We start from the raw sequence: 13,161 nt of genomic DNA on the forward strand, positions 1-13,161 counted from the left end.
AAACAACAAACAAATGAAGCAGATTACTTTTTTACTTTTTACGTTCTACTTTCTCACGGCCTGTGCACAAAAAAAATCAGAAGAGCCCATTCGTGGTACATGGATCACCAATGTAGCAAGCCAGGCTTTGTCATCAAGAGAAAAAGTAAAAGAAACCGTAGCACTCTGTAAGCAAAATGGCCTCAATAATATTTTCGTTGTTGTTTGGAACAGAGGTATGACCATGTATCCCAGTGATGTGGTGAATGAATACATCGGTATTAAACAAGATCCGAAGTTTAATGGTCGTGACCCCATTAAAGAAATGATTGAAGAAGGACATAAAGCAGGATTAAAAGTGCATGCGTGGTTTGAATTTGGATTTTCGTATTCGTATAAAGACAGTACAGCATTATGGTTACAAAAATATCCGCAATGGGCAGGAAGAGACAGTAAGGGAAATCTGCTGCAAAAAAACGGATTCTATTGGTGGAGTGCTATTAATCCGGAGGTGCAACAGTTCATGCGAAAGTTAGTAGCGGAGTTTGTAAAGAATTATGATGTGGATGGTATACAGGGCGATGATCGTATGCCAGCCATGCCCGGCGAAGGTGGATACGATGCAGCTACATTGAAATTATATGCTGCCCAACATAGCGGTGCCGTACCACCACAAAATGCAAAAGAAGAAAAATGGCTGCAGTGGAAAGCCGATCAGTTGAGTTTGTTTGGCAAAACATTATATGAAGATGTAAAGAAGATCAAGCCAAACTGTTTGGTAACATGGGCGCCAAGTATTTATCCCTGGAGTAAAGAACAATACTTGCAGGATTGGCCCAAGTGGTTGAAAGAAGGTTATGCTGATTATATTATTCCGCAACTCTACCGTTATAAACTCGATGCATATGAAAATGTATTGAAAGAATTAGATACACAGGTTCCTGCTGAATTAAAGCACAGAGTTTTTCCGGGCATCCTTACATCATTGGGCGATGGTTATCAATCAACACGTGAGTTAACCGATCAAATGATTGAACTAAACCGGAAACACGGTTACAATGGCGAAGTGTTTTTTTACTTCGAAACATTGAATCGATTGAAAGGTTCTTTTTATTCAACCAAAAAATAGTTGATGATGATGCGTTTAAAAACAACGGCGTTACTGCTGTTGACTGTTATTGTTTTTTCTTGTTCAAAGAAATCAAGTCCGGGTGGTAATACAGGCGGGCCGGTGAATCCACCGGTAGTTGTTCCTGTTACGCCATTGATCAGTTTGCCACAAGGTTGGAAGCTATCAACAACACTTGCTTCCAATTTTCCAACCGGTATTCAGGTATTTACATTTGATAGTTTATACAGTGGCAAAAAAGTAAAAGCGTTTTGTGTAGCATACGACAGTAAGAATACACAATTCGAATTCAAACCTGTTATGTCGGCCACAGCAAAAAAGCCAAGTGAGTTTTATACACAGGAAACAGGTATTGTGTATGCCTGCATCAACGGTGGATTTTTTGGAGGCAATCAATCTTTCAGTTTAGTAAAGTACAACAATACCGTTTCATCAGCCAACATCAAAGTGTTGAACCGTACATACAACAACGTATCAACTCCGTATTATCCAACACGTGCTGCGTTTGGTGTTACAACTGCAGGCGTGCCATCTGTTGCATGGGTGTATAGTATTGGAAGCGGAAATAATAATGTGTACAGTTATCCAACCGTGAGTCCAAATGCAGAAGGGTCGGCACCACAGCCTGTACCTGATGAAAATTTTCCAACTGGAGGAACTTCATGGAATACAGTAAGTGCAATTGGTGGTTCGCCCATGTTATTAAAAGCAGGCAATGTATCTATCACCGATGTGCAGGAACTCATCAGCATTAACAATACAACTTCACGTCCACGCTCAGCCATTGGTTATAATGCAAACGGAATTGTGTTGTTGCTCGCCATTGAAGGCGATAATACAACAGGAGGTTATGCCGGTTTAAATTTGAATGAACTGGCGAATCTGTTGAAGGATCTCAGTTGTACAGATGCTGTAAATTTGGATGGTGGCGGTTCCGCTTCACTGGTGATCGGTAACCAGCTTACAGTACGTCCGGGTGATGGAACAGAGCGTGCAGTAACAAGTGCAGTTTTGATCAAGCGCAAATAAAATGAAGCAAATTGTTTTTGTATTGAGTTTATGTTGTTGCCAATTTGTGTTTGCACAAATGGCAAACACAGGTTTCTTCTTTGCATCAAATCAATGTCGTGACTCAGTTTCATTACAACTGCAACAGCAAGTTGAACGAACGGTACAGCTTCCTTTGAACAATGATACCTATGATAACTGGATGGGCGCATATTGGGCAATGGAGTTGATGTTGTACAAGCCCAACGTTTACACATCCATCATTCCAAAACAGATCAGCGAACTGCCAAACTTTGGCCCCGGTTTTCAACGTTCTTTTTTTGAAATGCTGTACACGCTTTATCCCGGTGAGTTCAATGAAGAAGTAAAAGCGGTATGGCAAAAACTGCGCTCCGATAAAGTAAAAGCAATGGCGCTGGAATACCTTGCTGCATCAAACGTGTTGGTGGATGTACATAAAGACGACGCATTTGTAAAGTCGGTTTATTTTCCAGCTTACAACTATGTGCGAAATAAATCATCGCAATCACTTCCTGCAAAGAGTTTGTTTCTGGATAGTTCTTTTCTCAATGGACAAACGGTGTTATGCAGCTTTCAATCAACCGACCGAAATAAACCCGGCTACCTGATGATACGCACAGCAGATGGCCGTTGGCTTACGGATGAAAATGGAAAAGAAATTCGTTTCCCACAATTGGCACGTGCTATTAATAATCTTCCGTTTTATTTAACCAATGGCAATACGCCTCAAGGGTTGTATCGTATCAACGGATTTGATACGTCGGATAATAACTGGATCGGACCAACCACCAATCTGCAAATGTGTTTGCCATTTGAAAAAGCCAAACTGCCTTTTTTTGAGAAAGACACAATTTATCAAACGGTTTACGAAAAATTATTAGGCACATCATTGAATCAATACAACTCGTTGTGGGAAAGTTTCACAGCAGGCAAGCTCGGTCGTACAGAAATTATTGCACACGGTACAACCATTGATCCTGCTTTTTATAAAAGCAAAACGTATTATCCCAATACCCCATCGTTGGGTTGCTTATGCAGTCCGGAGCTATGGAATGAAAAAGGAGAACGTATGTATAGTTCGCAGGCAGAGTGGATTTCAGTTGTGATGCAGTTGGAGCAACCGCCACGTTATTTAATTGTTGCAGATGTAAATGATCTTTGAGCCTAATCTTCTTTATGCAACTGTATCAAATAATCAAACAGGTTTGTTTCGGTACCAATGCCTAATTTTTTTCGCAACCTGTAACGGCTGATCTCTACACCACGTACCGATATATTCATCAGCTGGGCAATTTCTTTGGTGCTTAAATTCATACGCAGGTAAGCACAAAGTTTTATCTCGTTGTTGGTAATCGAAGGATGTGTTTCTTTTAAGCTTACAATAAAATCGCTATGTACTTTATCAAAGTGTTTGGTGAAGTTTTCCCACTCTTTATCCATGTTGTCATCTTCGCCTAACGATTTCATCATCTTTTTCAATTCACTGATGGCTTGCGGATTGTCCGATACTTTCATTACATGCGCCAATTCTGCCTTGATCTTTGTAAGCAGCTCACCTTTTTTTACAAGATGCATGGCAGATGATGCCAACTCGGAGTTTTTAAAGTTGATCTCCACTTCCAGTTTTTCATTGCGCAGCGTTACCAATTCGCTTTCTGTTTTGTTCAACTCCAGTTCATGAATATAACGCAAACGCTTTTGCTCCTCTTCATACTTTGCCTGCTGCTGTTCAAACTTTTTCTGTTGCCAGCTAAAGAGTGAATACACACCAGCTCCAAACAGTAGTACATAAATAATATAGGCCCATGTTGTTTGATACCAGGGCGGAAGCATTTTAAACGCATACACTGCAGGCGCCGATTCGTTACCAAGATTGTTCCGCACTTTTACTTCGAAACTATAATTGCCTGCCGGAAGATTGGTGTATTCTTTCTCTGTACGTTTGGTCCATTCACTCCATTCTTTTTCAAAACCGGTAAGCCGGTAGCTGTATTCTAAATTGGGTTGCAATCCAAACAACGGCGATGCAAATTCAAGACGGATCGTTCTCCATTTATTTTTTATAGAAGGAACAGCCGCTGCATCCTGCACTTGTTTTTCATTTACATTTTTAAAGTAACCACCAAACAATAAACTGTCGCCTTGGCTGATGATGCGTACTGCCCGGATTTGTACCTGCAGGTTGGGAGCAGTTGCTTTATACTTTTCATAGTTAATATGAAAGAAACCTTTTTCACCACCAAGAAAGATATTGTTCTCGTTCACCGGATAAATAAATTCAAACCCACTCAGCATTTTATTGTTGAGCTCCGGTAAATAAATAACGGTTGGCTCTTTTCCCGACAGATCAATTACGCCTAATGTCTTTTCATGAATGAACCAGATGTTACCTGTGGCATCTTCTTTTAAATAGCGGATGCTTTGATCGCCAAGTATGTTTTTATAAAAAGCAGATGGCTCAAATTTTTTGCTGCCTTTATTGAATGAGTAAACGCCTTTCTCTGTTGCAATAACGATTTCGTTCTTTACTTTATAAACATGATTGTTTAAAATTGATGGAAGTCCATGCTGATCGGTATAAGTTGTAATGCTGAACGATCCATTGTTTTTTTGTTCAAGTTCGTAGACACCATGATATGGATGCGACACCCAGATATGGTCATTCTCATCGATGGTTACAAAACGAGACGATTCAATAAAGTCGGGCACCTCTCGAGTTGGAACGAATTGCTGATTCTTAAAATCAAAATACTGCAGGCTACGGTAATTCCCTGCAATGATCTGCGAAGCAGGAAACGTAGTTGATAAAGGCACAAAGTTCCAAAAGCCTGGGTTGCTTGAAAATTGTACAGCAGTATTGTTATTGATCACAAACGCTCCTTCATGATGGCCAAGCAATAATTGGTCATTGATCTCAGCCAATCCCCATGTTTGTCCTTTGGTATTGGCAACGGGTGAAAAGATTCCTTTGCTGAAACTGAGATCTTTCATTGGCTGCAGCGGTACACTGAACAATCCGTTCGAGGTGCCGGTAAACAACCGATCTTTATAAATGATTGCAGCATAGCCGGAGCCATCCTGTTGAAATGGAGTGATGTGTTTGATGGCGCTGTTGTATGCAATAAAATCAATGCCATTATCAAGCCCAAGCCAAAGGTTTTGTTGATTGTCTAAGAAAATGCTCAACACATTATTATTCTGCAGACCTTCTGTTTTTGAAAAGCTTTGGATGATGTTTCCTTTCCAGTCGGTAACATACACACCGCCGCTGCTGGTAGCAAGTGCTACCCAATCCTTATTAATAGTAGTAGCTGCATAGATCCGTTCGTTTTCAAACCGGGTTGTATTGGGTGATCCAACTTTGGAAATAGTATTGGAGGCCAGCAGGAACAACCCATTCTTTAAGGTTGTGATCAGTACGCTGTCCTTTGCACCGGGTAAAATGGCAGTTACCGGATCGCCTGCAGGAAGTGTACTTGTAACCGATAATGGGATCATTGCATTGTTTTCAAACTGCATGAGCCCGGCTTTAAAATCGTGGGCAAACAGTTTTCCGTTGCAAATGCCGAGGTACGACCATTCCTGAATTGAACGGAAGGTGGCAAAAGCCCCATTCGTGAATTTGAAGATCCGGTTAGCTGTGCGGAAAAAAATATCTTTTTTATAGGCCACAATATCCCATACATCACCAAAGGATTGATCTTTTGACGGAATGGCCGCATTTAAGGGATGATAGGTTAAACGGCCATTGGATGCGGGAGAGAAATAACCCAGCTCATCCTGGCCGCCCACATATATTTTATTATCGGGACCTATTTCAACAGAGCGTACAATGGTTCGGTTCGGGAGTGGGTAAAGGGTCCAGAAGCGGCCATCAAAACTTAACAGCCCTTCATTATTGGCTACATAGATGATGCCGTTTGCATCCTGCTTAATGTCCCAACTTTGCAAGCCCGCCGCATAAGATTGTTTGGAATAATTGATCACATCGGGCAAACCAATACTGTTTTGACCCAAGAGGTACAACGGAAGGCAAAAAAATAGCAGCAATTTCTTCATCGCAGGCAATGCAATTAGAAAGTGAAAGTAACATTTTTCTTTTGATGTAGTAATGATGTAGTGTAAAGCTATTGATAATCAATATATTGAATTTATTGATGTAGTAATGATGGGGCTGATTATTTCTTATCTGTAGTGGAGTAGTGTAGTTTTAAGTTCTCAATTCCCTTCGATTATATTAATTAACTAAAACGATTGCTTTATGAAATGTAAGAACACAATTCTGTGTCTTGTAATTCTCCTCGGCACTTTTCTACAGCCTGCTTTCGCACAGAATCTTTCTGTAACCGGAAGCGTAACAAACAAAGGAAACGGTGAAGCCCTTGTGGGTGCCACTATTCTGGTGGAAGGCACAGCCACTTCCACACTCACCGATGCCAGTGGCCGTTTCGCCATTCAGGCATCCAGAGGATCGGTGCTGGTAGTCTCCTATATTGGAATGACAACTTACCGCTACACCGTTACCGGTGCAACTGCCGACATCCAACTGGAAGAAAGCGGTAGCGCTGATCTGGGTGAAGTGATTGTAGTAGGGTACGGTACCCAACGGGTAACCAAAGTATCCGGTGCCATTTCAACCATTAAGGCCGCCGACATTGAAAAGCTGAAACCCGTTCGTACGGAAGAAGCTTTGCAGGGAAGGGCCTCCGGTGTAAACGTGATCCAAAGTGGTTCACCCGGTTCAAAACCAACGGTACTCATCCGTGGTATTCCTTCGTTCTCCGGTACTGACCCCGTAGTAATTATTGATGGTGTACCGCAAACATTAACCGATTTCAACTCCATCAACCCGGTTGATATTGAATCGATCAACGTTTTAAAAGATGCTGCCACTACCGCTATTTATGGTGTGAAAGGTGGTAACGGTGTAATTGTGGTTACAACAAAATCGGGCCGCAAAAACCAAAAAACGGAGATCAGCTTCAGTACCAACTATGGTGTGCAGCAGGTAATGAATAAAATTGGTGTATTAAATGCCACCGAATACGCAGCTATGGTTAATGAAGGAAGTGTTACCGCAGGTGGCAACCTTATTTTTCCTGACCTGAGTACTGTTGGCGTTGGTACCAATTGGCAGGATCAGGTATTTAAAAACGCAACGTTTCAAACACATTCAGTTTCTGCCCGTGGCGGTAGCGATAAAATGTCGTTCTTCCTTTCGGGTGGATATACCAATCAAGGTGGTATTGTAGGTGGTAACGATAAATCAAGATTTAACCGTGGTAACCTTACTGCCAACCTGAGTTTCAATCTTACATCAAAACTCAAATTCATTCTCAATACAACAGGAGTGTTACTTGATTCAAGAGGTATTCAGGAAAACTCATTCAACAGTGTATTGGGTAGTGCGTTGAATTTTGATCCTACCGTATCTGTTTTAAATACAGATCCGAACTCCGTTGGTAAATACGGATACAGTAACTTGTTGTTATCAGAAATATTCAACCCGCTTACAAAACTGGAGAATACCTATAATAAGAATGTAGGGAACAAACTCTATGGTAAGTTTGAATTGCAATACGAGGTGATCAAAAATCTTACACTTACTTCCCGTTTTGGTTATACCAAATACGATGGTAACGCAAAGAGTTTTACACCACTTGTATTCTATGGTCCGCTGAATGTTGAAAATTCAATGGATGCAGCAGGTAATCAAATTGCAGGTCGTTTCAACAGTGTATCACACGAAAAAACCAGCAACTTCAACTATACATGGGAAACATTTGGTAACTATAATTTTACAGTAGCCAACGATCATAATTTTGAAACAGTAGCGGGTGTATCGGTTGCAAAAACTTCGGGTAATGCAGCAGGTGCAAGTCGCCAGGATGTTCCGTTCAACTCATGGGAGTTTGCTGATTTTACAGCAGCAACCGGAAACAATACCGCAACCAATTCAAACGCTGTAGCCGGTTACTATTATCAATACTTCCGTCGTAACCTTTCTTACTTTGGTCGTGTTAACTACGATTACCAAAGTAAATACCTTGCATCATTCACCGCACGTCGTGATGGTTCGTATGCATTTGGTTCAGATAATAAGTTTGCTAACTTCTTATCCGGTTCATTGGGTTGGGTAGTTTCCAGTGAAGATTTTTTCAATTCAAATTTTATTGATTACCTGAAGATCAGAGGAAGCTATGGTTCAATTGGTAACGAAAATGTAAGCCCTCAGTTTGTAGGTATTGTTACCGGTGGACCAAGCTATGGCCCAACTGCTAACAGTAACGGTTATACGTTCAACGATGTTTTTTATCCGGGTTCAACAGTAGGTTCTGCTGCTAACAACGCATTGCGTTGGGAAAAGCAGTTGCAAATGAATGTTGGATTTGATATGACATTCTTTAAAAAGAAATTCTCTTTATCAGCTGACTATTTCCAGAAGAATGTAGATGGTTTGTTATTTACACCTTCTGCTTCGTTCTATCTCGGTACAGTTCCTATTCCAACAGCCAATATCGGTTCTACATCAAGCAGAGGTGTTGACTTAACATTGAGCTATACAGAAGTTATAGGGAAAGATTTCCGTTTAAATACATCGTTCGCATTTACAACAGCGAAAAATGAAGTAACGGAAACAAACAGCGATGGTACTGCAAAGATCCTTGGCGGTTACTATTTCAACGGCCAATCACAAAGCGTAACTGTTTTTGAAAAAGGATTTACACCTGGTTATTTCTATGGTTACAAAACAAATGGTTTGTTCCAGACATTTGATGAAATTTCAAAGGCTCCAGTACAAAATGGTGCACAACCCGGTGATATCCGTTATGTGGATGTTAATGGTGATGGTATTATTAATGCAGATGACCAAACCAAGATCGGTGATCCTTTCCCTGATTTTACATTGGGTTGGAACCTCGGTCTCGAGTATAAAAATTTCGACTTCAACATGTTCACCTATGCGTCTGTTGGAAATGATATTTACAGAGCATACGAGCGCAACGCTAACTTCTCTAACAAATTCAGAGATGTGTTAGGCCGCTGGACAGGTGCAGGCACTACGAACGATGCACGTACACCACGCTACTCGTTTACAGATGCTAACAGCAATATCCGTGTATCTGAAAGATATGTGGAAGATGGTTCGTTTGTAAAGATCAAGAACCTGCAGCTTGGTTACACATTACCTGCAACCGTTGGAAAGAAAGCATTCAAAAGTCTGCGTTTATACGTGCAGGTAAGGAATGCATTTACGTTCACAAAATATACAGGATTTGATCCGGAGATCGCTGGTGGTATTCTTGATACCGGTGTTGATCGTGGTGCTTATCCGCAGGCCAGAACCTTTTCTTTTGGTCTCGACATCAAACTATAATCTTCCATCAAAACAATTATAACAATGAAGAAGATAACGATAAATATAGCAAGCCTGTTTCTGCTGACGCTTTTGTTAGCCTCCTGTAAAAAGTGGGTTGATTACAATCCACGTGAAGATTTCAGAATTACAGAACTGGATTACCTGGCATCAGAATCTGATTACCGCACTATGGCCGTGAGTGTGTACACTCCGCTGCAATGGATCAACCAGGTTGTACCAATTGGCGATATCGCATCAGACAATGCCGTGAGCGGTGGCGAAAATGCATCGGATGTATTGGCGCTGCAACAGATCGATGATTATTCGCATACGCCCGTAAATTCAGCTTTAACAGAAATATGGTCATCGGCATACGAAGGTGTGAACCGTGCCAATTACATGACACAATACAAAGACAAAAATCCAGCCGGCGGAACAGTTGATTTTGCAGGCAAGGATGCATTGTATGGTGAAGTGTATTTTATTCGTGCTTATTACTACTTCACACTGGTGAAAATGTTTGGCGATGTGCCGTTGTTTGTTGACAGACGTTTAGGCCTCACCGACAGCAAAACACTACAGCGTTCACCCAAAGCAGAAGTGTATGCGCAAATTGAGAAAGATCTCACCGCTGCCATTGCTGCTTTGCCTGCAGTGCAACAACAAAAAGGACGGATTACAAAATATGCCGCACAGGCATTGATGGGTAAAGTGTTGATCTATCAGGGTAAATTTGATGCAGCAGCACCTATTCTTGAAAGCATTATTACTGCCAATGCATTTTCATTGGTAACTGATTTTGCATCGATGTATTTGTTTACTGGCGAGAATGGTCCTGAAAGTGTATTTGAAATTCAGTATTCCAATACTTCACCTTATTACAATTGGGCTGGTTATAACAGAGGTCAAGGCAATTATGCAGTTCAGCAATGTGGTGTAAGAGGATTGAATGGTACGGGTGCAATGCCGTATGCAGCCGGCTGGAGTACAAATCTTCCAACACAAAATCTTGCTAATGCATATACAGCAGGCGATAAACGCAAAGCTGTAACAGTATTGGATATTGAAGCATATAAAACTGCAAACCCTGCATTGAATATTACTTACCAGGTTGCACCATACAAGAACACAGGGTTATACAACCAGAAATATTTGCCACGTAAAGGTGAAACAAGTGGTCAGTTGGAATTAAACTATACCAATAATTTCCGCATCATACGTTTTGCAGAAGTATTGTTACTGGCAGCAGAAGCATTTAACCGTTCTTCAACGCCAAATGATACAAAAGCACAAACCTATTTGAACCGTGTACGTCAACGTGCATTTGGTGACAACCTGCATGATATTACTGCAACCGGTACTGCATTGCGCCAGGCTATCTGGGACGAACGCAGATTGGAGTTGGGTATGGAAGGCGATCGCTTTTTTGATCTTGTTCGTACAGGACAGGCACCCACAAAGATCACCGGTTTTCAGGCAGGCAAACATGAAGTGTTTCCGATCCCTCAACAGGAAGTTACTATTTCAGGCTTAAGTCAAAACAGCGGATATTAATTCCAACACATTAAAAAACTGAAGATCATGAGTCATATAAAAAATATTTTTCCATTTATTCTGCTCCTCCTTGTTATTACGGGATGTAAGCAGGAGTTGAATGATGATTTGTCGTTTCTCAACAGTGCTGTTAATGCCGGAAAGGTATCTGCACTGTTTGAAATTACACAAGACAATACCGGTAATGTTACCATAACACCCAATGGCGAAGGAGCTGTTTCCTATGATGTATATTATGGAGATGGCGGTACTACGTTTGTAAAAGTACAGGCAGGTAAAAGCACCACACATAAATATGCTGAAGGTGTTTACAATGTAAAATTGGTTGCCTACAATATCACCGGTAAAACAACAGAAGCAACACAGCAGTTAACTGTTTCGTTCCGTGCACCTGAAAATCTGCAGGTAACTGCCGATCTGGATGTAGCCAATAATTTCAAAGTGAATGTTACGGCCTCTGCTTTGTACGAAACAATGTTCAGGGTGTATTTTGGTGATGTGCCAAATGAAGTACCTGTTTCATTTATGGAAGGTGAAACCATCAGCCATACATACGCTGCTGTTGGCACATATACCGTACGTGTTGTAGCATTAAGCGGCGGCGCAGCTACTACTGAATTTACAAAAACGATTACGATCGTTGATCCGGTGTTGTTACCATTAACATTTGAATCGTCTACGTTAGTATTTAACTGGGGTAACTTTGGTGGCGGTGTAGTAACAGTGATCGATAATCCTAACAAAACAGGTATCAATACAACCAACAGAGTTGGACGTATGGTGAAAAATGCTCCTGAAGTATGGGGTGGTAGTGTAATTACATTAGGCGCACCAATTGATTTCTCTGCGAACAAAGTGTTCCGCATGAAAGTGTATTCACCAAGAGTGGGTGCTAAGGTGTTATTGAAAGTAGAGAACGCAACGGATGGTGGTATCTTTTTTGAAAAGGAAGTGAGCACTACGGTTGCCAACACATGGGAAGATCTCGTGTTTGATTACAATGCGATCAATACCGCCAACTCTTACCAAAAAGTTGTACTCATTTTTGATTTGGGAACACCCGGCGATGGTTCAGCAAACTTTACATTCCTGTTTGATGACATCCGTTTAACAAACCAAATTCCTACTGTTCCATTAGCCCTTCCGGTAACTTTTGATCTTCCGGGTGTTAATTATTCAGTTACAGATTTTGGTGGTGCAACAACAGTAAATGATGTTGATCCTGCAAATGCTGCTAATAAAGTAAAGAAGACCACTAAGCCAACAGGAGCTGCCTCATGGGCAGGCACAACCATTGGCGCTTATTTTACTTCGGAAATTCCTTTCACTGCAACAGAAACACAAATGAGTATCAGAGTGTATTCTCCTGCAGCAGGTATCCGTGTTCGTTTGAAAGTAGAAGATCATACAAATAATACCAGATCAGTTGAAACAGAAGCCATGACCACAGCAGCGGATACATGGGAAACATTGGTGTTTGACTTTGCAAATCAATCAGCAGGTACTGCGGCATTGAATCTTTCTTACAATTACGATATGGCGAGTGTATTTTTTAATTTTAATGTAGATGGTGATGGAAAGGTTTTTTATTGGGATGATGTAAATTTCCTTCCAACAAACGTAACTCCAAACTATGTTGCATTGCCACTCGATTTCCAATCAACTACGTTTGGTTATAATATTACCGATTTCGCAGGTGGTAACCTTGCAGTAATTGATAATCCATTTGTAAATGCAGGTAATCCAAGTTCTAAAGTTGCAAGAATGATCAAAAATGCAGGCGAAGTATATGCAGGTAGTTTGATTGGTCTTGTAAACCCGATCAATTTTTCTGTGAAGAAAACGTTTAAAATGAAAGTGTATTCGCCACGAGTTGGTGCAGATGTTCTTTTGAAGGTAGAAGGACCGGGTGGTGCGGCATTTGAACTCCGAAAACTTACAACTGTGGCAAATGCATGGGAGGAAATGACATTTGATTTCAGTGCCATTGATGCAGGCAGATCTTACCAAAGTATTGTTTTGATTTTTGACCTTGGTATTGTTGGTGATGGTTCTGCAAACTTTACTTTTTACGTTGATGACATTTCGCTTAATTAATTTCATAAATCAT

General features: G+C 41.0%; 7 protein-coding genes. 6 read left to right on the top strand and 1 reads right to left on the bottom strand.

Going from position 1 to position 13,161, the window contains the following annotated elements:
- Nucleotides 1–13: 13 nt before the first annotated feature.
- Genes WG989_RS10540 through WG989_RS10550 form a run of 3 tightly spaced genes read left to right on the top strand, consistent with a single transcriptional unit; the run spans nucleotide 14 to nucleotide 3,299 of the window.
- The gene (locus tag WG989_RS10540; protein WP_340429298.1) at nucleotides 14–1,108 is read left to right on the top strand and encodes a glycoside hydrolase family 10-like protein; all 1,095 of its coding nucleotides are present in this window, start codon (nucleotides 14–16) and stop codon (nucleotides 1,106–1,108) included.
- A gap of 6 nt (nucleotides 1,109–1,114) precedes the next feature.
- Complete coding sequence (locus WG989_RS10545; protein WP_340429299.1) at nucleotides 1,115–2,137, top strand: phosphodiester glycosidase family protein; 1,023 nt, start codon at nucleotides 1,115–1,117, stop codon at nucleotides 2,135–2,137.
- 1 nt (nucleotide 2,138) lies between these two features.
- Entirely contained in the window at nucleotides 2,139–3,299 is a 1,161-nt protein-coding gene (locus WG989_RS10550; RefSeq protein WP_340429300.1) for a hypothetical protein, read from the top strand.
- Between the two features lie 2 nt (nucleotides 3,300–3,301).
- Here WG989_RS10550 and WG989_RS10555 read toward each other — a convergent pair whose 3' ends face one another.
- Nucleotides 3,302–6,196 carry a ligand-binding sensor domain-containing protein gene (locus WG989_RS10555; RefSeq protein WP_340429301.1) on the bottom strand — a complete coding sequence of 965 codons (2,895 nt, stop codon included), beginning with the start codon at nucleotides 6,194–6,196 and terminating at the stop codon, nucleotides 3,302–3,304.
- Between the two features lie 202 nt (nucleotides 6,197–6,398).
- Here WG989_RS10555 and WG989_RS10560 point away from each other — a divergent pair, with 202 nt between their 5' ends.
- The 3 genes from WG989_RS10560 to WG989_RS10570 are packed head-to-tail and all read left to right on the top strand — an operon-like array spanning nucleotide 6,399 to nucleotide 13,148.
- Entirely contained in the window at nucleotides 6,399–9,515 is a 3,117-nt protein-coding gene (locus WG989_RS10560) for a SusC/RagA family TonB-linked outer membrane protein (protein ID WP_340429302.1), read from the top strand.
- Nucleotides 9,516–9,539: 24 nt separating this feature from the next.
- Nucleotides 9,540–11,051 carry a RagB/SusD family nutrient uptake outer membrane protein gene (locus WG989_RS10565; protein ID WP_340429303.1) on the top strand — a complete coding sequence of 504 codons (1,512 nt, stop codon included), beginning with the start codon at nucleotides 9,540–9,542 and terminating at the stop codon, nucleotides 11,049–11,051.
- A gap of 27 nt (nucleotides 11,052–11,078) precedes the next feature.
- Nucleotides 11,079–13,148: a PKD domain-containing protein gene (locus WG989_RS10570; protein WP_340429305.1), complete on the top strand. Its 2,070-nt coding sequence runs from the start codon at nucleotides 11,079–11,081 to the stop codon at nucleotides 13,146–13,148.
- The last annotated feature ends 13 nt before the right edge of the window (nucleotides 13,149–13,161 follow it).

Source organism: Lacibacter sp. H407 (genome assembly GCF_037892605.1).
Classification (GTDB): Bacteria; Bacteroidota; Bacteroidia; order Chitinophagales; family Chitinophagaceae; genus Lacibacter.

Bases quoted from the DNA above. Each gene is read 5' to 3' on its own strand.
- WG989_RS10540 (WP_340429298.1), top strand. From the start codon at position 14: ATGAAGCAGATTACTTTTTTACTTTTTACGTTCTACTTTCTCACGGCC.
- WG989_RS10545 (WP_340429299.1), top strand. From the start codon at position 1,115: ATGATGCGTTTAAAAACAACGGCGTTACTGCTGTTGACTGTTATTGTT.
- WG989_RS10550 (WP_340429300.1), top strand. From the start codon at position 2,139: ATGAAGCAAATTGTTTTTGTATTGAGTTTATGTTGTTGCCAATTTGTG.
- WG989_RS10555 (WP_340429301.1), bottom strand. From the start codon at position 6,196: ATGAAGAAATTGCTGCTATTTTTTTGCCTTCCGTTGTACCTCTTGGGT.
- WG989_RS10560 (WP_340429302.1), top strand. From the start codon at position 6,399: ATGAAATGTAAGAACACAATTCTGTGTCTTGTAATTCTCCTCGGCACT.
- WG989_RS10565 (WP_340429303.1), top strand. From the start codon at position 9,540: ATGAAGAAGATAACGATAAATATAGCAAGCCTGTTTCTGCTGACGCTT.
- WG989_RS10570 (WP_340429305.1), top strand. From the start codon at position 11,079: ATGAGTCATATAAAAAATATTTTTCCATTTATTCTGCTCCTCCTTGTT.